The sequence below is a fragment of the Pseudomonas sp. E141 genome (genome assembly GCF_052659885.1).
The window spans coordinates 3,872,271-3,894,589 of sequence record NZ_CP084024.1 but is presented as its reverse complement, the minus strand read 5'-3'; the positions used below and the strand labels follow the sequence as shown (position 1 = coordinate 3,894,589).

General features: G+C 60.0%; 21 protein-coding genes. 11 read left to right on the top strand and 10 right to left on the bottom strand.

What is annotated here, in order from left to right; genetic code table 11:
* Positions 1–20: 20 nt before the first annotated feature.
* From GKKCFE_RS17280 to GKKCFE_RS17270, 3 genes are all read right to left on the bottom strand, one after another.
* Positions 21–299, bottom strand: coding sequence for a short-chain dehydrogenase (locus tag GKKCFE_RS17280; RefSeq protein WP_445576888.1), 279 nt, complete (start codon positions 297–299; stop codon positions 21–23).
* Positions 300–563: 264 nt separating this feature from the next.
* Entirely contained in the window at positions 564–1,328 is a 765-nt protein-coding gene (locus GKKCFE_RS17275; protein WP_188252068.1) for a Fic/DOC family protein, read from the bottom strand.
* Positions 1,325–1,585: a hypothetical protein gene (locus GKKCFE_RS17270; protein WP_139049492.1), complete on the bottom strand. Its 261-nt coding sequence runs from the start codon at positions 1,583–1,585 to the stop codon at positions 1,325–1,327. Before GKKCFE_RS17270 ends, GKKCFE_RS17275 begins: the two co-directional genes overlap by 4 nt.
* Positions 1,586–1,977: 392 nt before the next feature.
* Here GKKCFE_RS17270 and GKKCFE_RS17265 point away from each other — a divergent pair, with 392 nt between their 5' ends.
* From GKKCFE_RS17265 to GKKCFE_RS17240, 6 genes are all read left to right on the top strand, one after another.
* Positions 1,978–4,170: a response regulator gene (locus GKKCFE_RS17265; protein ID WP_445576887.1), complete on the top strand. Its 2,193-nt coding sequence runs from the start codon at positions 1,978–1,980 to the stop codon at positions 4,168–4,170.
* 681 nt (positions 4,171–4,851) lie between these two features.
* Positions 4,852–5,268, top strand: coding sequence for a glycine zipper domain-containing protein (locus tag GKKCFE_RS17260; RefSeq protein ID WP_047228264.1), 417 nt, complete (start codon positions 4,852–4,854; stop codon positions 5,266–5,268).
* Positions 5,269–5,461: 193 nt separating this feature from the next.
* On the top strand, positions 5,462–5,629 hold the full coding sequence (locus tag GKKCFE_RS17255) for a hypothetical protein (RefSeq protein ID WP_171061338.1): 168 nt from the start codon (positions 5,462–5,464) through the stop codon (positions 5,627–5,629).
* 69 nt (positions 5,630–5,698) lie between these two features.
* Entirely contained in the window at positions 5,699–5,902 is a 204-nt protein-coding gene (locus GKKCFE_RS17250; protein ID WP_076383858.1) for a hypothetical protein, read from the top strand.
* Positions 5,903–5,992: 90 nt separating this feature from the next.
* A complete protein-coding gene (locus GKKCFE_RS17245; RefSeq protein ID WP_139049495.1) occupies positions 5,993–6,352 on the top strand; it encodes a hypothetical protein in 360 nt (119 codons plus the stop codon).
* 196 nt (positions 6,353–6,548) lie between these two features.
* A complete protein-coding gene (locus GKKCFE_RS17240) occupies positions 6,549–7,244 on the top strand; it encodes an HAD-IA family hydrolase (RefSeq protein ID WP_047228267.1) in 696 nt (231 codons plus the stop codon).
* Between the two features lie 210 nt (positions 7,245–7,454).
* Here GKKCFE_RS17240 and GKKCFE_RS17235 read toward each other — a convergent pair whose 3' ends face one another.
* The 3 genes from GKKCFE_RS17235 to GKKCFE_RS17225 all read right to left on the bottom strand — a co-directional run bounded on the left by GKKCFE_RS17235 (position 7,455) and on the right by GKKCFE_RS17225 (position 10,972).
* Positions 7,455–8,183 carry an aspartate/glutamate racemase family protein gene (locus GKKCFE_RS17235; RefSeq protein WP_445576886.1) on the bottom strand — a complete coding sequence of 243 codons (729 nt, stop codon included), beginning with the start codon at positions 8,181–8,183 and terminating at the stop codon, positions 7,455–7,457.
* A gap of 62 nt (positions 8,184–8,245) precedes the next feature.
* Entirely contained in the window at positions 8,246–9,775 is a 1,530-nt protein-coding gene (locus tag GKKCFE_RS17230) for an NCS1 family nucleobase:cation symporter-1 (protein ID WP_139049497.1), read from the bottom strand.
* Between the two features lie 453 nt (positions 9,776–10,228).
* Positions 10,229–10,972 (bottom strand): phosphoadenylyl-sulfate reductase, encoded by a 744-nt coding sequence (locus tag GKKCFE_RS17225; protein ID WP_288912120.1) that lies wholly within the window; start codon positions 10,970–10,972, stop codon positions 10,229–10,231.
* Positions 10,973–11,145: 173 nt separating this feature from the next.
* On the opposite strand from GKKCFE_RS17225, the gene thrH reads away from it, so the two are divergent.
* Entirely contained in the window at positions 11,146–11,763 is a 618-nt protein-coding gene (gene thrH, locus GKKCFE_RS17220) for a bifunctional phosphoserine phosphatase/homoserine phosphotransferase ThrH (protein ID WP_047228272.1), read from the top strand.
* A gap of 138 nt (positions 11,764–11,901) precedes the next feature.
* Here the strand turns inward: thrH and pabB are convergent, their stop codons facing one another.
* From pabB to rloA, 4 genes are all read right to left on the bottom strand, one after another.
* A complete protein-coding gene (gene pabB / locus GKKCFE_RS17215; RefSeq protein ID WP_076383860.1) occupies positions 11,902–13,245 on the bottom strand; it encodes an aminodeoxychorismate synthase component I in 1,344 nt (447 codons plus the stop codon).
* A 162-nt stretch (positions 13,246–13,407) separates the two neighbouring features.
* Entirely contained in the window at positions 13,408–14,394 is a 987-nt protein-coding gene (locus GKKCFE_RS17210; RefSeq protein WP_047228274.1) for an alpha-L-glutamate ligase-like protein, read from the bottom strand.
* On the bottom strand, positions 14,394–15,926 hold the full coding sequence (rloB, locus tag GKKCFE_RS17205) for an osmotic stress tolerance membrane protein RloB (RefSeq protein WP_047228275.1): 1,533 nt from the start codon (positions 15,924–15,926) through the stop codon (positions 14,394–14,396). Before rloB ends, GKKCFE_RS17210 begins: the two co-directional genes overlap by 1 nt.
* Positions 15,927–15,931: 5 nt before the next feature.
* Positions 15,932–16,468 carry a retropepsin-like aspartic peptidase RloA gene (gene rloA / locus GKKCFE_RS17200; RefSeq protein ID WP_047228276.1) on the bottom strand — a complete coding sequence of 179 codons (537 nt, stop codon included), beginning with the start codon at positions 16,466–16,468 and terminating at the stop codon, positions 15,932–15,934.
* Between the two features lie 284 nt (positions 16,469–16,752).
* Here rloA and GKKCFE_RS17195 point away from each other — a divergent pair, with 284 nt between their 5' ends.
* From GKKCFE_RS17195 to acnD, 4 genes are all read left to right on the top strand, one after another.
* The gene (locus GKKCFE_RS17195; RefSeq protein WP_445576885.1) at positions 16,753–17,466 is read left to right on the top strand and encodes a GntR family transcriptional regulator; all 714 of its coding nucleotides are present in this window, start codon (positions 16,753–16,755) and stop codon (positions 17,464–17,466) included.
* Entirely contained in the window at positions 17,463–18,347 is an 885-nt protein-coding gene (prpB, locus tag GKKCFE_RS17190; protein ID WP_047228278.1) for a methylisocitrate lyase, read from the top strand. Before GKKCFE_RS17195 ends, prpB begins: the two co-directional genes overlap by 4 nt.
* A 43-nt stretch (positions 18,348–18,390) precedes the next feature.
* Positions 18,391–19,518 (top strand): bifunctional 2-methylcitrate synthase/citrate synthase, encoded by a 1,128-nt coding sequence (gene prpC, locus GKKCFE_RS17185; RefSeq protein WP_047228279.1) that lies wholly within the window; start codon positions 18,391–18,393, stop codon positions 19,516–19,518.
* A 196-nt stretch (positions 19,519–19,714) separates the two neighbouring features.
* Positions 19,715–22,306, top strand: a complete 2,592-nt coding sequence (gene acnD, locus GKKCFE_RS17180; RefSeq protein WP_445576884.1) for a Fe/S-dependent 2-methylisocitrate dehydratase AcnD — start codon at positions 19,715–19,717, stop codon at positions 22,304–22,306.
* The last annotated feature ends 13 nt before the right edge of the window (positions 22,307–22,319 follow it).

Genomic DNA, 22,319 nt, shown 5'->3' with positions numbered 1-22,319 from the left:
GCTTTGTAGTGTCTGGCGTTTTATAGAAGGGTACCCGCTGGCGCCGCATCCAGTCGCCTGGCAATCACATCCATCACGTCGCAACCGTCACGCAGCGGAATGCAGCAAAGCTGTGTCAAATCCTGAAGAGTCGCAGGGTCGACGCTCTGCTCATCGCGCATCGCAAAGTTCTCAAGGAACTGAGTAGCGGCACGGATTCGGTAGGCGGCTGCATCGAGCAGGATGTGTAGCGGGGCGCAAGTATCGACGTAGAGGGGTTGGTCGTCGGCGTTGCTGGTAAGGCTCATGTATTGGTTCATATCAATTCCCTGTGTTGGTGAAGGAATTGTGTCAATCGAGTCGCCAAACCCGGTCGCCATTTGGGCGACGCCCAGACTATAGGTGCCACCGCAAAAACTACGCAAGGGATTGATAGGGAAGGGGATTCCCAATCATTTGTAGGACGGTGCCTTGGTTGTATGTGTCTGGGCTACACGTCTTACAACTCAGCCCCTAATCGAAGCAATCGCTCCGGCTGCCTGGATCTGTGAAAGCAACTATGCCCGAGTCGGTTTGCGGTTTTTTCAGTCATCCGAGTCAGGAGAGGCCTGAGAATTGATTGGCTGTGCCCGGTACGTCTTGTAGATCTGCTGGACTTGCGGGTTGTCGAGGCTTGCGTAAGTGATGTCTTCCTTATCCAGGCCATCCAAGCCTCTGATGCCGTTGATCGTTTCTGGCCACTCATCACGACTGGATATTTCCATTATGAACGGCTTCAGATAGTGATCGAGATGCCCCTTGAAAGGCTCTCGAATTTCGTCGCTGAGTGCCCGCAGGTAGTCATCCTTGCTTGTATTTGACCAGTCGATGGCAAATTTGGCTCGATAGGAGAGTTCCATAAAGACCAATAGAATCGTGCGGCCGTTGCCGTCCAGGAAGGGGTGTGCGAAAGCCAGCTGGCCCATCACCTCGCCAGGGCGATCTCTAAAGCGCTTTGTATCGGCTGCCAGCTTCAGCGCATAGTCAACGGACATTTTGATGAGGTCCGGGCGCTCGAAGGCGGTGCTGCGGGGATCGTGGTGTGACCCCTTGAAGACTGCAAGGTGAGGTACAAGCTCGTACCTATCTTGCCCTGCCCACGGGTAAAAGCCCGAGAAGAGGATCTTGTGAACGTTGAGTACTGACTTGTAGTCGATGGGCCTTTTCTTCGCCAAATAGGCAAGGGCGTCTTCGATACTCGACTCAAACGAAAGATGTTCGGATTCTTTTACTTCAAGGGGATCCTTGAGCTGTAGCGAGTTTCGCAGATATCCAGCCGTTTCGAAGTCGCCAAACGGATCAAAACTCATGCGCTCAGTTTCTTGGAACGCCTCTTCTCTTGAAGATAGCGTCCTTGGAGCGTCAATATCTCAGATTTGCTCAGAATACCCTTTCTCTTTAGATTGACGAGCAACTGTTCAATTGCGTCGAGCGTGACGCCATCCCCAGCCAAGCGGGTGATAGTCACGGCCATACGACTGATGCCATCAATTTCAGTCGTGACCTTATGGGCTTTAGCAAGCCTACGGACCTGATTTGCGACGCTGTCAGCAGTTGTTTGGATCATCGGAAAGTCCTCTACTTACAGCCAAACCATAGCATGGAGTGGTTTTTCTGTCTTCACCGGCCGCCAAGCCAATATCAAACCGAATCCGCCATGTCGATAGCATTAATGTTGCCGAGGATCCGCCGGGCCCCGTCTCACTCACAACCGCTCGGAATTCATGTGGAAAGACACCGGCACAATTCGTGCGAGCGCCTTGGCGAGAGGTTTCCCAATCACATGTGGGATATTTCCGTAGCTCAATCAGCCAATTCCGCCATTCCACCCCCATTTACAGCCCTACACGTCCCACAATCCAATCGCGCATTCCCCTCCGGCGCGGGATAATACGGCCCGGCTTGGGGTCACAACCGCTTCCCCCTGATTGTATTGGCGGCTGAGAAGGATCGATCGCAATGACAGACTGGCTGCAAAGCTATGGAGAGATGGCTGAACGGGTACGCGCCCACGATTGGGACGCCAGCCCGCTCGGGCCGCCGAAGCAGTGGCCCGATGTGCTGAAGACCACCGTAGCGTTGAGCCTCGCCTCGCATTTCCCTCAGGCCATCGTGTGGGGGCCGGACCTGATCACGTTGTACAACGATGCCTTCGTGCCCATCCTCGGCAATAAACCCCAAGCGCTGGGTCGGCGGTTCGATGAGGTGTGGAAGGAAGTCTGGAGCGACATCGGCCCGATTGTGCGGGCGGCCTTCGAGGGGCAGGCGACTTATATCGAGAATTTCCCCCTGATCATCGAGCGTGGCGGCGGCCTGGAACAGGCGTATTTCACGTTCTGCTACAGCCCCATCCGTGATCAGTTCGGCAAGGTCGTGGGCATGCTGGACACCGTCACCGAGACCACTTCCACGGTGTTCATGACCCAGCGCCTGGCGGTGCTGGATGCCATTGGCAATGCCGTGGCGAATGCCACCGACCCACAGGCCATCATGGCCACCACCACGCGGATTCTGGCGGCGCACCTGAACCTGTCCAATTGCGCCTATGCGGATATGGATGAGGACGAGGATGGCTTCACCATTCGCGGTGATTGGGCTCGGGCGGGGTCACCCAGTATTGTCGGGCATTACCGGCTGGCGGATTTTGGTCGGCTGGCGGTTGCCAACCTGCGCGCCGGCAAACCACTGGTGGTCAACGATAACCTCAAGGAGCTGGCGCCCGAGGAAGCGGCGACGTTCCAGGCGATCGGTATCGCCGCGACCATTTGCGTGCCGCTGATCAAGAACGGACGTTTGACCGCATTGATGGCCATCCACGACAAAACGCCGCGGGTCTGGTCCAGCAACGATCTGGCGCTGCTGATGGAAGTGACCGAACGATCCTGGGCTCACATCGAGCGGACCCGTGCGGACGCCGCCGTGCGCGAGGGGCTCGCGGCCCTGGCGGAACTGAACGCGACGCTGGAGGAGCGGGTCGAGGAACGCACCACGCGCCTGAAACAGACCGAAGCGGCCCTGCGCCAGTCGCAGAAACTTGAAGCCATCGGCCAGCTCACCGGCGGGGTAGCCCACGACTTCAACAACCTGCTGACGATCATTCGTTCCTCCGTCGACTTTCTGCGCATGCCCAATCTGTCCGATGAGCGTCGCAACCGCTACATGACGGCGGTTTCCGAGACGGTGGAGCGTGCCGCCAAGCTGACCAGCCAGTTGCTCGCCTTCGCCCGGCGTCAGCCGTTGAAACCGCAAGTCATCGATGTGGGCAAGCAGGTGCAAAGCCTCGGCGACATGCTGCAGACCGTCACGGGTGCGCGGATTCAGGTCAAAGTCGAGCTGAGCGACCGGCCTTGTTACATCCGCGCTGACTTGAGCCAGTTTGAAACGGCGCTGATCAACATGGCCCTCAATGCCAGGGATGCCATGGATGGGCAAGGCACGTTGTCGCTGCGGCTCATTGGCTGTGCTGGCATGCCGCCGATCCGAGGTCACGCGGGAGCCGGGCAGTCTTTTGCCGCCATTGCCCTGGCGGACACCGGCACCGGTATTGCGGCAGAAGTCCTGGAGCATATTTTCGAGCCGTTCTTTACCACCAAGGAAGTGGGCAAGGGCACCGGGCTGGGGTTGTCCCAGGTGTTCGGCTTTGCCAAACAGTCTGGCGGCAACGTGGATGTTTCGACCGTGGTCGGGGAGGGGACGGTGTTTACCTTGTACCTGCCGGAAGTCGAGCCCGAAGAGATTGATGAGCCCAACCGGGAGGAAACAACGCCCCTGCTGCTGGAAAAGGGCAAGCGTCGGGTGTTGATCGTGGAGGACAACCTGGAGGTCGGGCGTTTTGCCAATCAGATCCTGCAGGATCTGGGCTACGAAACGGCCTGGGCGACCAACGCCGAGGAGGCTCTGGACATGGTTGGCCCGGATGCGATGGCGTTCGACGCGGTATTTTCCGACGTCGTCATGCCCGGCATCAGCGGCATTGCCCTGGCCAAGGCACTGCGCCGGCGCCGCCCGGATCTGCCGGTGGTCCTGACGTCGGGTTATAGCGAGGAGCTGGCCCACCGTGGCCATGAAGATTTCGAGTTTCTATCCAAGCCCTATTCGGCCGATCAGGTTTCCCGGATCTTGAGCCGCGCGATGGCGGGGCGGATTGAATAAAGCGGTCCGTGGGCAAGTCACGCAGCTCCATTCGTCGGCCAGACGCTTGCCTGAATAATCAGTCCTTTGATGACCGACTAGTCTGAAAGTCGTGAAGGCCTATATTTTTCAGGCAACGGGTTGTTGCCGGTGTGGGCCTCTACGAAAAGGGGAAAGGCGATGGGAGCACCGTACAGCGAGGATAACGGAGCCGCATATCCGATCAATGAAGGTTTGCAGTGTGGGCAATCGGCCTATAGGGCGGACTTTGGCGACGAACCGATCAAATCCATCAGGACCAAGGTGTCCAAAGTGCCGCGAGGGGAAAAGGCCAAGTTCCTGCCCAGGGTCCCGGTCAGGAAGTAACGTTGCAACTCTACAATTCAGCCCTGTCATCGTGGCGAGGGAGCAAGCTCCCCGCCACGACACCATTCCAGCCTCTGGCATAAATATTTTTCATCTTTTTTCTCACGACGGTTTCTTTCACGTTTCTTTCACAAGCGGACGCGTAATCTTGGCTCATCCGTTAGAAAGCAGTAACCGCAGTACCTGCCCGTTTCCCCAGCGGGCTTTTTTTTGCCTGTCATAAAACTACCCCTCCGTTTGTTGTCCAAGTGACATGGCCCGACGCTATCTGGCGTAGACTGACGCCCGCGCGTACCGGCCATCTTTCCCCGATGCGGCATTCTTGAGGTTTCTATCATGCGTTTGACTTTATCCACCTTGGTGCTTGGGCTTGTGGTTGCTCAAGGCGCGATGGCTGCCGGTGACGGTACTGCTGCGGTTGGCGGTGGTCTGGGCGGTGCGTTGGGTAACGTAGTCGGCCAACAGATGGGCGGCAGCACAGGCGCGGCCATTGGCGCCGGTGTCGGTGGTGCAGCCGGCAGTGCGGTGGGGGCGCGTAAGGGCAGCCGTACGGAAGCGGCCATTGGCGGTGGTTTGGGGTCGGCCGGCGGTTCGATTGTCGGTAACAGCCTGGGCGGCTCGACGGGCTCCACCATCGGCGCAGGTATTGGTGGCGCGGCGGGTGGTGCATTGGGTAGCAACCTGTCCAATGACAACGATGGTCATTCGGGTGGTAAGAAGCACAAGCACAAACATAAGAACAAACATCGCTAAGCGCATGTTTGGATGAGAAAGACCCGGCCTGTGAGCCGGGTTTTTTGTTCGCCATGGGTTTGCGGTTTATCTGCTCACAGGGTTGTCTGGCCACAGGGCTGTCCGGCGTTTTCTTTACCGGGTTATTTACCCGGAACGTTTCCCCTCTGCGCACCTCGAACTCATACATCCATCAGCAATTGCGAGGTGCGTCATGACGCCGGAAACCGAAGGTACGGAAGAAAAAGGCCCGTCGGGCGTTCCTTTCGTCAATGATCCGGGCAATGAAGACCCCGGCTCGCTGATGGACGATGCCCAGGTGCCCTTGATCGAGGGTGAAGAGGTGGAAGACGCTGAGATCGAGGACGAGTCCTACGATTGAAGTCGCTCAAGCTGACCGCCCGTGTTCTCAAAACTGCATGACGTGTTGTCCCGTCATCAGGAGGTTGCCATGACTGCCGATTCGCCTGTCCCTGACGACGATGAAACCCCGGAATACCCGCTGCCCTCGCCAACCGACTCGCTGAGCCGGGACCAGCGCCCGCCTGACGACGACGCCGGGGTAGAGCAGGTGCCGAGTGAGGATGAGGATATCGAGGCGAGCCCGGACGATCCGGACATTGCCGGTAACGACGCCTCCGGCGAACCGAGCTGATTGCCGGTTCCGCCCGTCGATTTATCGGCACCATCGGCCATTCACGATTGCCACACATCAGGTAGGTAACCTTAAAAAGGGAGACTCACCATGATGAAATCAAATGTGACCGCGCTGACCCTGGCCGGGATTCTGTCGGTCAGCTCCATGGCGGTTTTCGCCCAGTCTTCGGGCGGCAATCCCCCCGTAGATAAGGGCGGGATGCCACCTTCCACCGAGATGGAAGCCGGCACGCCATCGGGCACGGGAGGCGCTTTGCCGCCGGGTTCCGTGGAGGGCGGTAATGGCAGCGACGCCAGTGGCAGCAGCACCAGTCCCGGTACGGGCAGCGGCTCAATGAGCGGCGGCAGTTCCATGGGGGGCGATGCCTCCAGCAGTGGAACCGGGGCCGGAACCAGCGACAGCGGTGGTAGCTCCGATGACGGCGGTTCGAGTGGTTCCAGCCAATAACGCATTGCTCATCATCTGAACCTGATCCTTGTTGCGGCGAGGGGGCAAGTGCCCTCGCTGCAACAGTCGCCCACACAGATTTCCCGTTGCCTGTGCCAAGCCACTCTCGTTATCCTGCTGAATCCTTTAAGGTGAACACGTTGCTCTGGCCAAACCTGAGCCATCTCTGGAACCTTGTGATAACGGATCAGATGCGATGAAAGCACCGCTGCAAGAGCTTGGCCCGATCAAAGCTGTGATATTCGACATGGATGGGCTGTTGCTGGACACCGAGGGCATTTACACCGAGGTGACCTCCATCATCGCCGAGCGTTACGGGCGCACGTTTGATTGGAGCGTCAAGCAGAACATCATCGGACGTGGGGCCGGGGATCTGGCCCGCTATGTCGTTCAGGCGCTGGAGTTGCCGATCACCCCGGAAGAGTTCCTGGTGATCCGCGAGCCCTTGATGCGCGAACGCTTTCCGCACGCCCTGGCGATGCCCGGTGCTGAAGAACTGGTGCGGCATTTGAAGGCCCATGACGTTCCGATTGCGGTGGGCACCAGTTCGTCGAGCCAGTCGTTTGCACTGAAAACCACGCTGCACCGGGACTGGTTCGCGTTGTTCGATTTCATCGTCACAGCGGATGACCCGGAGGTCGGCGCGGCGAAGCCGGCACCGGATATCTTCCTCACTGCCGCCCGACGCCTGGGCGTTGCACCCCGCGATTGCCTGGTATTCGAAGATTCACCGTTCGGGGTGACCGCGGCGAAAGCGGCGGGAATGACTGCCATTGCCATTCCGGATTCGGCCATGGCCGACGAAAAATACGCCCATGCCGACGCGATCATTCGTTCCCTGAAGATCTTCCAGCCAGGCCTGTGCGGTTTGCCAGAGCTGGAGTGGGCCTGACGACACATCGCGGCACAACAGAACGCCGTTCATGGTATTACCCATGAACGGCGTTTTTTTATGGCCTGGATCAGGCGCCGACCCCCCCCATCGCGAGCAGGCTCGCTCCCACATTGGTTTTGTGGCGACCGCACATGTTGCGACCACCCAAAATCCCTGTGGGAGCGAGCCTGCTCGCGATGGGGGGCGATGTGATTCAGAGCTGTGAATTCACCGCCCAAACCGCCCCGGCCAGCCAATAATGGTCTTGGGCCGAGGCGTGGCATAGGTGCGCACTTTCGAGGTGGACAAGCCCAACCGCAGCAGGGCTTCGGCAATGGTCACCGCCGCCGTCACGCCATCGACCACTGGCACCCCGGTGCGCTGGCGGATCTGCTCATCGAGCCCGGCCATGCCGCCGCAACCCAGGCAGATCACTTCGGCCTTGTCCTGACTGACTGCCAGTTCTGCCTGCTGCACGATGGCTTCCACCGCCCGTTGCGGGTCTTGCTCAAGCTCCAGCACTGCCAGGCCACTGGCGCGTACCGAGGCGCAGCGATCGAACAGGCCGGAGAGCTTTAGGCGGTCCTCGATCAGCGGCACGGTGCGGTCCAGGGTGGTGACCACCGAATAGGCGTGGCCCAAGAACATCGCGGTGCTGGCGCCCGCGTCGGTGATGTCCACCACCGGTACATTGAGCAGTTCCTGCAAGCCTTCGCGCCCATGTTCGCCGTAACCGGCCTGGATCACCGCATCAAACGGCTGATCGTAGGCCATCACCCGATCCATCACCGCGATGGCGGCCAGGTAGCTTTCGAAATTGCCTTCGATGGAGTCAGCGCCGAAGTACGGCGTGAGCCCGACGATCTCGGTGCCCGGCGCGGCCACGGCCTGGGCTTGTTGGGCGATGGCCCGGGTGATGGATTCGGTGGTGTTGACGTTGACCACAAGAATTCGCATGAGCTGTCCTCCTTAACGCAGAGTAAATAAGCGGCCCGCACCGGGCGGGCCGTTTTGAATCATCAATGACTGACGTTATCCACGGCGATGGACTCACCGCTGACGTCTTCGTAAAAGGGCTGGCGCTTGGCGATGATCAGGTACAGCAGCCCTGCAATCGAAGCGCCAATCAGCCAGGAGAACGGGGAAACGCTGTCGAAACCGGGCACCAGCGCCAGGACAATCGCGATCAGCGCTGCGGGAATAAACGCCGCCACGGCACGCAGATTGACCCCGTTGCTGTAGTAATACGCACCATTAGGGTCTTCGCTGTACAACTGCGGCACGTTGATACAACCTTTTCGCAACAGCCAGTAGTCGACCATGATGACGCCGTACAAGGGCCCGAGCAGGGCGCCGAGGCCGGAAAGGAAATACACAATCACCAGCGGGCTGTTGTAGAGATTCCACGGCAGAATCAGCACGGCAATGGCGGCGCTGATCAACCCGGCGCGGCGGAAGGTCAGGTACTTGGGCGCCAGGTTGCTGAGCACAAAGGCTGGGGCGACGAAATTAGCCATGATGTTCACCGCCACCGTGACAATCAAAAATGCCAGGCAGCCAAGCACCAGGAAAAAGGTGTTGGGGATCGAGGCGATGACTTGGGTCGGGCTTTCGATGATTTGCCCGTTGATCTGGAACTGCGCACCGCAGAGCAGGATGGTAATCCCGGCAAACACCAGAATATTGACCGGCAGCCCCCAGAAATTGCCCACGACGATGGTCCGGCGACACGGCGAGGAGCGAGCGAAGTCGCAGAAGTTGAGCACCAGCGTGCCGTAGATCGCCAGCCACAACGCGCCGCCGGCAAAGATGTTGCGCCACATTTCGCCACCGGTCAGTGGCTCGCGAATCGACCAGGCGATGTTTGCACCAGCCTGGGTGTACATCCAGCCGGCCAGCGCTGCGACAGTGACCAGAATCACCGGTCCGGCAAAACCTTCGTAACGGCGCACCATTTCCATGCCGTAGGCCAGGATCATCAGTTGCACGAACCAGATCGCCACGAAACACACCCAGCCCAGGCTCGACAGGCCCAGGATCGCGTCGCGGTCGTAGTCGGCGAAGCCTGGGTGTATCGCGATCAGCAGCACGCGCAAAACCACGGACGCCAGATAGGTCTGAATGCCAAACCAGGCGATGGCGATGACGGCCCTGATCAATGCAGGAATCTGCGCGCCGTGAATACCGAAACTGATCCGGCTGATCACCGGGAACGGTACCCCGGTTTTCTGCCCCATGTAGCCGGACAGATTCATAAAGCCGTAGACCAACGCTGCGCCGATCCCCAGGGACAACAGAATCTGCCAGCCACCGAGGCCCAAGGCATACAGGCCAATGGCAAAGGAATAGTTGGCGATGTTGTGTACGTCGTTGGTCCACAGGGCAAAGATGCTGTAGCGACCCCAGCGCCGCCCCTCGGCCTTGGTCGGCGCCAGGTCCTTGTTGTGCAGTCTTGGACTCAAGGTCAGCGTGGCGGCGGGTGCGCCATCAACGGCAGTGGGTGAGGAGGGCAGATCCAGCGCAATGTTATTGGAGAGACTTGTACGCATTCCGGCAGGCTCCTGATTCTCGATGCCGCGATGACTGTGCATGAGCGAAGGGCTCGACAAATCTTCGTCGCGGCGAGGTGAGCATCATTGGTTACGGGGCATCTGCAGCCTGTACGGGATAGGGCGCTTCAGGCTTGCGGATCTAAAAGTGTGTGTATGTTTTATTTAGGTTGTATACAAAACACTTGTCGACTAAAGCCAGATTTATGCCAGTTTCTTAACTAATCCCTGGGCACCTAATTTCATTTTGTTATGTGGATTTAGTAAGTGACTGAAAAATCGCCGTTATAAATTGACCGTTTGAACAGGTATTTATTTTTTAGGCTGGGCGTTGAAAAGGAGGGGGATAGCAGGAGGGGGAACCAGCGTGTAACTTTTCAGGGCGTTGGAAGAGTAACTGCACACAAAAATGGCACCTGAGTTGACATTTTTGTGTACAGCACAGGGGCGGCTCTACAGCGCCTTGGTTTTAGTGATGATATTGCCAGCGTGCAGCCCGCATTCTTTCTGCGTGGCTTCTTCCCACCACCAGCGGCCTTCGCGTTCGTGCTGGTTCGGCAGCACCGGGCGGGTGCAGGGCTCGCAGCCGATGCTGATGAAGCCGCGTTCATGCAGGCTGTTGTAGGGCAGTTCCAGCATGCGGATGTAGCCCCAGACTTCTTCGCTGGTCATCTGCGACAGTGGGTTGAATTTGTACAGGGTGCGTTCCGGAGTGGAGAACGCCGTGTCGATTTCCAGTACGGCCACCTGGCTGCGGGTGCCGGGGCTCTGATCGCGACGCTGGCCGGTGGCCCAGGCGCGGACATCGGACAGCTTGCGCCGCAGCGGTTCGATCTTGCGAATGCCACAGCACTCACCGTGACCGTCCTTGTAGAAGCTGAACAGGCCTTTTTCCTTCACGAAAGGCTCGAGTTTCGCAGGGTCCGGCGAGATCAGTTCGATATCGATCTTGTAGTGTTCGCGCACCTGTTCGATGAACCGATAGGTTTCCGGGTGCAGGCGACCGGTGTCGAGGCTGAACACCTTGACGTTCTTGTTCAGCTTCCAGGCCATGTCCACCAGCACCACGTCTTCGGCGCCGCTGAAAGATATCCACAGGTCATCGCCGAATTCGGCGAAGGCCAGTTTGAGGATGTCCTGTGGGGACTTGTTGGCATAGGTCGTGGCGAGTTCTACGACGTCAAACGATGGGCTCATCAGGGCGGCTTCCTACAGGTCGGTGGCGCTGGGCGCTCTATATGGGGCTGATGGTAACAAAAGCTGTCGGGGCTGGCGCGCTCCTGTGCGTTGCGCAGGCATCGGCGAATGGCTAGAGTCGGCAGTCCTTTTGTTCGCTCAACCGATAAACATCAAAAAAATGGGAGTGTCTTGTGGAAATTGCCTGTCTCGACCTGGAAGGTGTGCTGGTCCCGGAAATCTGGATCGCCTTCGCTGAAAAAACCGGTATTGAATCCCTCAGGGCGACCACGCGGGACATTCCCGACTACGACGTGTTGATGAAGCAACGGTTGCGCATCCTTGATGAGCATGGCCTCAAGCTCTCCGATATCCAGGAAGTCATCGCCACCCTCAAGCCGCTGGACGGCGCCATCGAGTTCGTCGACTGGCTGCGGGAGCGCTTCCAGGTGGTGATTCTTTCCGACACCTTCTACGAATTCTCCCAACCCCTGATGCGCCAACTGGGTTTCCCGACGTTGCTCTGCCATCGTCTGATTACCGATGACAGCGGACGGGTAACCGGATACCAACTGCGTCAGAAAGATCCCAAGCGCCAGTCGGTATTGGCCTTCAAGAGCCTGTACTACCGGGTGATTGCGGCGGGGGATTCCTACAATGACACCACGATGCTGGGTGAAGCCGATGCCGGGATTCTGTTCCATGCGCCGGACAATGTGATTCAAGAGTTCCCGCAGTTCCCGGCAGTGCACAGTTTTGCTGAGTTGAAGCAGGAATTCATCAAGGCCTCGAATCGAAATCTAAGCTTGTAAACCCAATCCCCCTGTGGGAGCGAGCTTGCTCGCGATAGCGTTGGGTCAGCAGCATTTGAGCCAACTGGCACACCGCTATCGCGAGCAGGCTCGCTCCCACAGGGTTCTGCGCCTGGTCAGGGGCTTGTTTGCGATGCTTTAAAGGTTCTGCAAAGTTTCGAGCAACACCCGCACCTTGGTAATAGACTCCTGATACTCCGCCTGCCAATCCGAATCCGCGACAATCCCGCCGCCGCCCCAGCAACACACCTGTCCATCCTTGACCAGCAAGCTGCGGATGGCGATGGAACTGTCCATCTCTCCGCGTACGTCCAGGTACAGCAACGAGCCGCAATACAGCCCGCGCCGGGTCGGTTCGAGTTCGTCGATGATCTGCATGGCGCGGATTTTCGGTGCGCCGGTGATCGAGCCGCCGGGGAAGCTGCCTGCGATCAAGTCCAGGGCGTCCTTGGCGTCGGCCAGCTCGCCGGTCACGCTGCTGACCAGATGGTGGACGTTGGGGTAGCTCTCCAGGCTGAACAACTCCGGCACGCGCACCGAGCCGATGCGGCAGGTACGGCCCAGGTCGTTGCGCAGCAGATCGACAATCATCAGGTTTTCCGCCCGGTCCTTGGGGCTGGCCAGCAACTCGGCGGCGTGTGCGGCGTCTTCGTCAGGGGTTGCGCCGCGTGGACGGGTGCCCTTGATCGGACGGGTCTCCACATGACCTTCGCTGACCTTGACGAAACGCTCGGGTGACAGACTCAGCACCGCGCCGCCGTCGGGCAAGCTCTGGAAGCCGGAAAACGGCGTCGGGCAAGCCGCCCGCAGCGCCTGATAGGCGGCCCAGGCATCGCCTTGGCACGGGGCGCGGAAGCGCTGGGCAAAGTTGACCTGGTAGCAGTCGCCGGCCTGGATATACGCCTGGATCCGCTCGAAGGCCAGTCGATAGGCATCGCTATTGAGGTCGGGCGCCATGGGCGCTTCGAGGCTGAAGGCGGTCACAGGCGCTGAGGTCGGCTGGTTGAAGAGCGCAATCAGGCGTTGGCGTTCGCTGTCGGCGCAGTGAGGGTGAAACACCAACTGGCTGGTCCCGGCCTGATGGTCGGTGACCAGCGCCCAGTCGTACACACCGAACCGCGCGTCGGGCAGGTGCAGATCGTCTTTGGCGTGGGACGGCAGGGTTTCGAGATGTCGGCCGAAGTCGTAGCTCAGGTAGCCGATCAGGCCGCCAGCGAAAGGCAATTGCACCGAGGCCGGCAGTACAGCACTCCCCAGTTGCGTCAGATGAATACGCAAGCGTTGCAGGAAATCGGCACCGCTCTCGTCTGACAGCACCGCCAACTGCTCCAGCGGCCAGGCACTGAGCAAATCATAACGCCCGCGTTCGGCACTCGGCCGGCCGCTGTCGAGCAGCACACTGCCCGGGGCATGGCGGATCACCGCGAAATACTCGGCGGGGTTGGCGCGGTAAGGCAGCGGGTGTACAGAGCAGGTTGACATGGGCGGGGTGGGTCAGCCGTTCAGGCGGGGTGGCGATTGTAATCCCTCTGTAGGATTTGCTCCTAGAGGGATGTCGGAGATGAGTAAGTATGGGGCCATCGAAACATTTGGCTGTGGACACCTTGTGGCGAGGGGATAAATCCCCTCGCCACAAGGAGGACTTCAACCCTCAACCGGCGGAATATGCCCAAACAGCTCCTGGGCAAACGCCACGCGTTCCTCGACGGTTTCCACCACGCCACGGGCCTTGAGTTCTTCCAGGCGGGCTTCCACCGCGTGGGTGCGCAGAGTCAGGCCGCAGTCGTTGGCGATCTGGATGTTCAGGCCCGGTCGGGCGTTGAGCTCCAGGATCAACGGACCTTTTTCCTGGTCCAGCACCATGTCCACGCCGATGTAGCCCAGCCCGCACAGTTCGTAGCAACCGGCGGCCAGTTTCATGAAGCCGTCCCAGTAGGGCAGCTGCACGCCGTCCACCGCGTTGGTGGTGTCAGGGTGTTTGGTGATGATGTTGTTCAGCCAGGTACCGCGCAGGGTCAGGCCGGTGGCAAGGTCGACACCCACGCCGATGGCGCCCTGGTGCAGGTTGGCCTTGCCGCCGGACTGGCGGGTTGGCAAGCGCAGCATGGCCATCACCGGATAGCCCATCAGTACGATGATGCGAATGTCCGGCACGCCTTCATAGCTGATGCTCTTGAAGATCTGGTCCGGGGTCACGCGATATTCGATCAGCGCCCGGTCCCGGTGGCCACCCAAGGAGTAGAGACCGGTAAGGATGCTGGACACATGGTGTTCGATTTCTTCATGGCTGATGATCTTGCCGGACACCGTGCGATAGCGGCCCTCGAAGCGGTCGGCAATGACGATGATGCCGTCGCCACCCGCGCCCTGGGCCGGCTTGATCACGAAGTCGGTGCGCCCGCCGATGATCTCGTCGAGCTTGTCGATTTCCTTCTCGGTGGAGATCACCCCATACAGCTCCGGCACATGGATGCCGGCAGCGATGGCTCGCTCCTTGGTGATGATCTTGTCATCGACGATCGGGTACAGGCTGCGCTTGTTGTATTTGAGCACATAGTCGGCGTTACGCCGATTGATGCCCATGATGCCCCGGGCCTCCAGGGCCTTCCAGGTCTTCCACAGGCCGAACATTATGAGTCAGCCTTGACGAAGGCCTTGAACCGTACCAGCTCGGTCAGGCGGTAGCCGCGGTAGCGACCCATGGCCAGCATGAAACCTACCAGAATCAGCAGGATGGCCGGGAAGGTGAACACAAAGTACACCAGCTCCGGCACGCTCATGATCAGGTGCGCCAGGGCGGCGGCGAACAGGGTGCCGATGGCCACCTTCATGGCGTGGCTGGCGCCGCGTTCTTCCCAGGTAATGGACAGGCGTTCGATGGTCATGGTCAGAATCACCATCGGGAACAGCGCGACCGACAGCCCGCGTTCCAGGCCCAGCTTGTGGCTGAACAGGCTGATGGCGGCGATCAGCACCACCACGAACGTCAGCACCACCGAAAGCCTTGGCAGCATTTGCAGCTTGAGATGTTCCAGATAGGAGCGCAGGGACAGGCCCAGCGTCGTGATCACCGTAAACAGGATGATGCCGAAGCCCAGCTGGGTTTCGCGGAAGGCCAGGGCGATCAACACCGGTGTGAACGTGCCCAGGGTCTGCAGGCCGATCAGGTTGCGCAGCACCAGAATCACCAGCACGCCGATCGGGATCATCACCATGATCATGAACGTCTGCTGGGTTTGTAGCGGCAGGCCGTAGAGCGAGTATTCGAGGAAGTTGGCGTCGGTGTTTTCGTCCGTCAGCTTGGCCAGGCGAATGGCGTTCATTTCGCTGTTGTTCATGGTGAAGGTGACGGTGGCTTTTTTGCCGCCATCGACGGTGATCAGGTTTTCATCACCGGTCCACCACAGCAGACGGTCGCTGGGCAGGCCCCGCTCAGCGGTATCCGGGTTGAAATACAGCCAGTCGGTGCCGTTGAAACTGCGCAGCCACAGTTCAGGCGACTGCGGTTGGTCGGCAACCAGGCGGATGGTATGGACCTTCTCCACCGGCACGTGGGCGATAGACAGCACCAGTTCGACGACTCTGGCCTTGCTGGCTATGGACGGATCGCCAGCCAGCAGCAGCTTGACGTTGTCGTCGTTGGGGTTGTTGACCCGTTTGATCGCTTCACTGATGAAGGTCTCGACGTCGGCCGAGTGCTGGCGGATCGGCGCGAGCAGGGCTTCGGCGGCCAGCTTCTCGGGGCCCTCGACGGCGATGCTGTCGCGGAAGGTCGGGCCCTTGATCTTGGATTTTTCCGAGGTATAGCGCTTGGTCAGCACCAGGCGGTAATACAGGGTCTGGTTGCCCTTGGCCCGACGGGCCGACCACGTGACCTTGCGGTTACCGTCCACCCGGTTCACCGCCACACCGTAGTTATTGGAGATGAAGCTCTCGTTGAGGCTGACGTAGTCCATGCTCAGCGGCGGCACGAACATCTGGATCTTCACCGGATCCTTGGCATTGGGGACGAACTCGATCTTGGCGTCGATGTTCCACAAGTCGTCGGTGGCGTCTTCGGTCACCGGAATGCCGAGCACGAAAATCTGATAGGCCGTCACCGACAGGCCCAGCACCACCAGGATGGCGATCAGCATTTTCAAATGGAGGGTAAGAGAGCGCATTGGAATTACTCTGCGGTTTGAGCGGCATTGGCGCAGGCGGGTTTGCCGGCAGCGTATTTGAGACTGGGGTCGACCAGCGCGTCGAAGCGTTTGAGGGCTTCGGAGCCGATCAGTAGCGGGTATTGGAAAGCGCTGCGGTCGGTGAGGTTCACTTCGATGCTGCGCAGGGCCGAGCCCATGCAGATGTCCAGCTCGATGACCGGCCGAGCCGTGTAGTTCTTGCCTTCTTCGGGGTCATAGTCACCGGCGCGGCGTTTGATCTTGCTGACACGGGCCAGCGGACGTTCGATAGGATGCGAATGCGCCGCGTCGATGGCCAGGTAAAAACGCACCCAGGATTCGCCATCGCGTTTGAAGCGCTTGATGTCCCGGGCGCTGAGCGAAGCGGTTTTGGCCCCGGTGTCCAACTTGGCGGCAACCTCCAGGTCGATGCCCTGCAGGGCGGCGTATTCATTGAGGCCGTACACGGTTTTTTCACCCGCCAGAACAAGCCCCGGCAGGCACGTGAAACAAAGGACAGCAGTTAAGGGCTTGAGTGTCATAAATCCTGATGCACAGTGTTCCGTTCGTCGGTTCAGGCCCTGGCATTGCTGCACAAGCTCCCTGGGTTGCCTTCTCTTAATAGATGCAGAGCGGCAAATTGCGGCGGCATTCTAGCACGGTGGTTTTCTGACGCCACCGCCGCCGGGACGCAACCGCTTATCCGACGCACTTGGTTATGGAGGCGGCCCTTATTAGACAATTGTCGACAATGTCTAATTTTACTTTGACGAAAGTGCAGTGATTGGTTAGTTTTTGCCTTATAGATTTATAAGGTGTCGACAATATGCTCGATCAGCTCGAATCACCGGTCTTGGCCCAAGAGGAATCGGAAACCCTTTCCGAGAACGTCTTCCGGCGTATCCAGGCCGCAATCGTGCGAGGCGATATCGCGCCTGGCAGCAAGATCTCCGAGCCCGAACTGGCACGCACCTACGGCATCAGCCGCGGCCCGCTGCGCGAGGCCATCCATCGCCTGGAAGGCCAGCGCTTGCTGGTGCGGGTGCCTCACGTGGGCGCCAGGGTGGTATCCCTGAGCCACGCCGAGTTGCTGGAACTCTATGAAATCCGCGAGTCCCTGGAAGGCATGGCCTGCCGTCTGGCGGCCGAGCGCATGACCGTGGAAGAAATCGACGAGCTGCGCCGGGTCCTGGAAACCCATGAGCGCGACGCGGCGTTCCAGGCCGGTGTCGGTTATTACCAGCAGGAAGGCGACTTCGATTTCCATTACCGGATCATCCAGGGCAGCGGCAACCGCACCCTGACGCAAATGCTCTGCGGCGAGCTGTATCAGTTGGTGCGCATGTACCGCATCCAGTTTTCCACCACGCCCAACCGTCCGCGCCAGGCCTTTGCCGAGCACCACAGGATTCTCGATGCCATCGCCGACCGTGACGGTGAACTGGCTGAATTATTGATGCGCCGGCACATCGGCGCTTCCAAACGCAACATCGCGCGTCATTTCCAGGACAGCGCCGCCACTGAACGAGGTGAGTCATGAGCAACAGCACTCCAGGCCAGCGTTTTCGCGATGCGGTCGCCAACGAGCATCCGCTGCAAGTGGTGGGCACGATCAACGCCAACCACGCGCTGCTGGCCAAACGCGCCGGTTTCAAGGCGATCTACCTGTCGGGCGGCGGCGTGGCGGCCGGCTCCCTGGGCGTGCCGGACCTGGGCATCACCGGCCTGGATGACGTGCTGACCGATGTGCGCCGTATCACCGACGTCTGCGACCTGCCGTTGCTGGTGGACGTGGATACCGGGTTTGGCTCCTCGGCGTTCAATGTGGCCCGCACGGTCAAGTCGATGATCAAGTTCGGCGCGGCGGCCATTCATATTGAAGACCAGGTCGGCGCCAAGCGTTGCGGCCACCGTCCGAACAAAGAGATCGTCTCGCAACAGGAAATGGTCGACCGCATCAAAGCCGCCGTCGACGCGCGCACCGATGACAGCTTCGTGATCATGGCCCGTACCGACGCCCTGGCCGTGGAGGGCTTGGAATCGGCCCTGGACCGCGCCGCCGCGTGCATCGAGGCCGGTGCCGACATGATCTTTCCAGAAGCCATCACCGAACTTGAGATGTACAAGCTTTTCGCCAGCCGCGTGAAAGCCCCGATCCTGGCCAACATCACTGAATTCGGCGCGACACCGCTGTACACCACCGAACAACTGGCGGGCGCCGACGTGTCCCTGGTGCTGTACCCACTGTCGGCCTTCCGCGCCATGAACAAAGCGGCCGAGAACGTCTATACCGCAATCCGCCGCGACGGTACGCAACAGAACGTCATCGACACCATGCAGACTCGCATGGAGCTTTACGATCGCATTGACTACCACACCTTCGAGCAAAAGCTCGATGCGTTGTTCGCGGCGAAAAAATGAACAGAGCGCAGCCTCTACAAATCTAAAAAAATGGAGACAGCAAATGGCCGAAGCAAAAGTACTCAGTGGCGCCGGGCTCCGTGGCCAGGTGGCCGGGCAAACCGCATTGTCCACCGTAGGCCAGTCAGGAGCCGGCCTGACCTATCGCGGTTACGACGTCCGCGAACTGGCGGCTGACGCGCAATTTGAAGAAGTGGCTTATCTGCTGCTGTACGGCGAGCTGCCGACCCAGGCGCAACTGGACGCCTACACAGGCAAACTGAGCCAATTGCGGGACTTGCCCCAAGCCTTGAAAGAGGTGTTGGAGCGCATTCCCGCCGACGCCCACCCAATGGACGTGATGCGCACCGGCTGCTCGTTCCTGGGCAACCTGGAACCGGAGCTGAATTTCTCCGAACAGCATGACAAGACCGACCGCCTGTTGGCCGCGTTCCCGGCGATCATGTGCTACTGGTATCGCTTCAGCCACGAAGGCCAGCGCATCGAGTGTGTGACCGACGAAACCTCCATCGGCGGCCATTTCCTGCACCTGTTGCATGGCAAGAAGCCGAGCGAGCTGCACGTCAAGGTGATGAACGTCTCGCTGATTCTGTATGCCGAGCACGAGTTCAACGCCTCGACCTTCACGGCGCGGGTGTGTGCCTCGACCCTGTCTGACCTGTTTTCCTGCATCACCGCCGCCATCGGTTCGCTGCGCGGCCCGTTGCATGGTGGGGCCAACGAAGCGGCGATGGAGATGATCCAACGCTTCCAGTCGCCGGAGGAGGCGATCAAGGGCACCCTCGGGATGCTCGAGCGCAAGGACAAGATCATGGGCTTCGGCCACGCGATCTATAAGGACAACGACCCGCGCAACGAGGTGATCAAGGGTTGGTCGAAAAAACTTGCCGACGAGGTGGGTGACACGGTGCTGTTCCCGGTTTCCGAGGCCATCGACAAGACCATGTGGGAGCAGAAAAAACTGTTTCCCAACGCCGATTTCTACCATGCCTCGGCGTACCACTTCATGGGCATCCCGACCAAGCTGTTCACGCCGATCTTCGTTTGCTCGCGCCTGACCGGCTGGGCCGCCCACGTCTACGAACAACGTGCCAACAACCGCATCATCCGACCGAGCGCCGAATACACCGGCGTCGAACAGCGCAAGTTCGTGCCAATCGAACAACGCTGAACTGGAGGGTTTTAGCCGCCGGAACTGATTACCCCGAAACCCTGTGGGAGCGAGCTTGCTCGCGATTGCGTACTGATATTCAACATTAATGTGGACGGATACACCGCTATCGCGAGCAAGCTCGCTCCCACAGTGGCCGGGGGGGCTTTGAGGCTGGCGTCAACCTTCTGAAACCACCGTGACCCGAGTGCTGACGATGAACACAGAATTTCGCAAACCGCTGCCCGGCACTTCGCTGGATTATTTCGACGTTCGCGGGGCCGTGGATGCCATCCGGCCTGGCGCTTACGATGGCCTGCCGTATACCTCCAGGGTGCTGGCGGAAAACCTGGTGCGTCGCTGCGATCCGGCGACGCTGGGCGAGTCGCTGCTGCAACTGATCGAGCGCAAGCGCGATCTGGACTTCCCATGGTTTCCGGCCCGGGTAGTGTGCCATGACATCCTCGGCCAGACCGCCCTGGTAGACCTGGCCGGCCTGCGCGACGCCATTGCCCTGCAGGGCGGCGATCCGGCGCAGGTCAATCCGGTGGTGCCGACCCAGTTGATCGTCGACCACTCCCTGGCGGTGGAAAGCGGCGGGTCCGATCCCCAGGCGTTCGCCAAGAACCGCGCCATTGAAGACCGGCGCAACGAAGACCGCTTTCACTTCATCAACTGGACCAAGAAAGCCTTCAAGAACGTCGACGTGATCCCGCCGGGCAATGGGATCATGCACCAGATCAACCTGGAAAAAATGTCACCGGTGATCCAGCAGCGTGACGGCGTGGCGTTCCCCGATACCTGCGTGGGCACTGACAGCCACACCCCCCACGTCGATGCCTTGGGCGTGATCGCCATTGGCGTTGGCGGCCTGGAAGCTGAAAGCGTGATGTTGGGGCGTGCCTCGTGGATGCGCCTGCCGGAAATCATTGGCGTCGAGCTGACCGGCAAGTTGCAACCGGGCATCACCGCCACCGACATGGTGCTGGCGCTGACCGAATTCCTGCGCAAACAAAAAGTCGTCGGTGCCTGGCTGGAGTTTTTCGGTGAAGGCGCCAGCGCCCTGACCTTGGGCGACCGCGCGACCATTTCCAACATGGCCCCGGAATATGGCGCCACGGCGGCGATGTTCTACATCGACCAACAGACTATCGATTACCTGAAGCTCACCGGCCGCGAAGACCAGCAAGTTCAACTGGTCGAGACCTACGCCAAGCAGGCAGGCCTATGGGCCGACACGCTCAAGGGCGCGCAATACGAGCGTGGCTTGACCTTTGATCTGTCGTCGGTGGTGCGCAACATGGCAGGCCCTAGCAACCCCCACGCCCGCGTCGCGGTGTCGGATCTGGCCGCCAAAGGTATCTCCGGTCAGTGGGACGATGTGCCCGGGCAAATGCCCGACGGCGCGGTGATCATCGCGGCTATCACCAGTTGCACCAACACCAGCAACCCGCGCAACGTGATCGCCGCCGGCCTGCTGGCGCGCAACGCCAACCGCCTGGGCCTGACCCGCAAGCCATGGGTCAAGTCGTCCCTGGCGCCGGGGTCGAAAACCGTAGCGCTGTACCTGGATGAAGCCGGTCTGACCAAAGAGCTGGAGCAATTGGGTTTTGGTGTCGTGGCCTTCGCCTGCACCACCTGCAATGGCATGTCCGGTGCGCTGGACCCGCTGATCCAGAAGGAAATCATCGACCGCGACCTGTACGCCACCGCTGTGTTATCGGGCAACCGCAACTTCGACGGGCGCATCCATCCGTACGCCAAACAGGCGTTCCTTGCCTCGCCGCCGCTGGTGGTCGCTTATGCCATCGCCGGGACCATCCGCTTCGACATCGAGAAGGATGTGCTGGGCGTGGTGGACGGTCGCGAGATCCGCCTCAAGGACATCTGGCCGAGCGACGAAGAAATCGATGCGGTGGTCAAGGCCTCGGTGAAGCCGGAGCAGTTCCGTCAGGTGTACATCCCGATGTTCGCCATCCAGGAGGACACCGGGCCAAAAGTGACGCCGCTGTATGACTGGCGCCCGCAAAGCACCTATATCCGTCGCCCGCCGTATTGGGAAGGAGCGCTGGCCGGTGCGCGGCCGCTCAAGGGCATGCGTCCGCTGGCGGTGCTGCCGGACAACATCACCACCGACCACCTGTCGCCGTCCAACGCCATCATGCTCGACAGTGCCGCTGGCGAATACCTGGCGAAAATGGGCCTGCCGGAAGAAGATTTCAACTCTTACGCAACCCATCGGGGCGACCATTTGACCGCCCAGCGTGCGACCTTCGCCAACCCGAAACTGTTCAACGAGATGGTCCTGGAAAACGGCAAGGTCAAGCAGGGTTCGCTGGCCCGGGTCGAGCCGGAAGGCCAGGTCATGCGCATGTGGGAAGCCATCGAAACCTACATGGAGCGCAAGCAGCCGCTGATCATCATCGCCGGTGCCGACTACGGCCAGGGTTCGTCCCGGGACTGGGCGGCCAAGGGCGTGCGCCTGGCCGGTGTCGAGGCGATTGCCGCTGAAGGTTTCGAGCGTATCCACCGCACCAATCTGGTGGGGATGGGGGTGTTGCCGCTGGAGTTCCAGCCGGGCACCGATCGCAAGACCCTGGGCATCGACGGCAGTGAGGTCTATGACGTGATCGGCGAGCGCACCCCGCGTGCGACGCTGACCTTGGTCATCACCCGCAAGAACGGCGAGCGCGTCGAAGTGCCGGTGACCTGCCGTCTCGATACCGCCGAAGAAGTGTCGATCTACGAAGCCGGCGGCGTATTGCAGCGCTTTGCCCAGGACTTCCTGGAATCGGCGGTTGCCGTCTAAATCACAGCTGCGG

Bases quoted from the DNA above. Each gene is read 5' to 3' on its own strand.
- GKKCFE_RS17225 (WP_288912120.1), bottom strand. From the start codon at position 10,972: ATGAGCCCATCGTTTGACGTCGTAGAACTCGCCACGACCTATGCCAAC.
- GKKCFE_RS17270 (WP_139049492.1), bottom strand. From the start codon at position 1,585: ATGATCCAAACAACTGCTGACAGCGTCGCAAATCAGGTCCGTAGGCTT.
- GKKCFE_RS17260 (WP_047228264.1), top strand. From the start codon at position 4,852: ATGCGTTTGACTTTATCCACCTTGGTGCTTGGGCTTGTGGTTGCTCAA.
- acnD (WP_445576884.1), top strand. From the start codon at position 19,715: ATGAACACAGAATTTCGCAAACCGCTGCCCGGCACTTCGCTGGATTAT.
- GKKCFE_RS17235 (WP_445576886.1), bottom strand. From the start codon at position 8,183: ATGCGAATTCTTGTGGTCAACGTCAACACCACCGAATCCATCACCCGG.
- GKKCFE_RS17265 (WP_445576887.1), top strand. From the start codon at position 1,978: ATGACAGACTGGCTGCAAAGCTATGGAGAGATGGCTGAACGGGTACGC.
- pabB (WP_076383860.1), bottom strand. From the start codon at position 13,245: ATGTCAACCTGCTCTGTACACCCGCTGCCTTACCGCGCCAACCCCGCC.
- GKKCFE_RS17230 (WP_139049497.1), bottom strand. From the start codon at position 9,775: ATGCGTACAAGTCTCTCCAATAACATTGCGCTGGATCTGCCCTCCTCA.
- prpC (WP_047228279.1), top strand. From the start codon at position 18,391: ATGGCCGAAGCAAAAGTACTCAGTGGCGCCGGGCTCCGTGGCCAGGTG.
- GKKCFE_RS17255 (WP_171061338.1), top strand. From the start codon at position 5,462: ATGACGCCGGAAACCGAAGGTACGGAAGAAAAAGGCCCGTCGGGCGTT.
- rloB (WP_047228275.1), bottom strand. From the start codon at position 15,926: ATGCGCTCTCTTACCCTCCATTTGAAAATGCTGATCGCCATCCTGGTG.
- GKKCFE_RS17210 (WP_047228274.1), bottom strand. From the start codon at position 14,394: ATGTTCGGCCTGTGGAAGACCTGGAAGGCCCTGGAGGCCCGGGGCATC.
- GKKCFE_RS17195 (WP_445576885.1), top strand. From the start codon at position 16,753: ATGCTCGATCAGCTCGAATCACCGGTCTTGGCCCAAGAGGAATCGGAA.
- GKKCFE_RS17245 (WP_139049495.1), top strand. From the start codon at position 5,993: ATGATGAAATCAAATGTGACCGCGCTGACCCTGGCCGGGATTCTGTCG.
- GKKCFE_RS17250 (WP_076383858.1), top strand. From the start codon at position 5,699: ATGACTGCCGATTCGCCTGTCCCTGACGACGATGAAACCCCGGAATAC.
- rloA (WP_047228276.1), bottom strand. From the start codon at position 16,468: ATGACACTCAAGCCCTTAACTGCTGTCCTTTGTTTCACGTGCCTGCCG.
- GKKCFE_RS17275 (WP_188252068.1), bottom strand. From the start codon at position 1,328: ATGAGTTTTGATCCGTTTGGCGACTTCGAAACGGCTGGATATCTGCGA.
- GKKCFE_RS17280 (WP_445576888.1), bottom strand. From the start codon at position 299: ATGAACCAATACATGAGCCTTACCAGCAACGCCGACGACCAACCCCTC.
- GKKCFE_RS17240 (WP_047228267.1), top strand. From the start codon at position 6,549: ATGAAAGCACCGCTGCAAGAGCTTGGCCCGATCAAAGCTGTGATATTC.
- prpB (WP_047228278.1), top strand. From the start codon at position 17,463: ATGAGCAACAGCACTCCAGGCCAGCGTTTTCGCGATGCGGTCGCCAAC.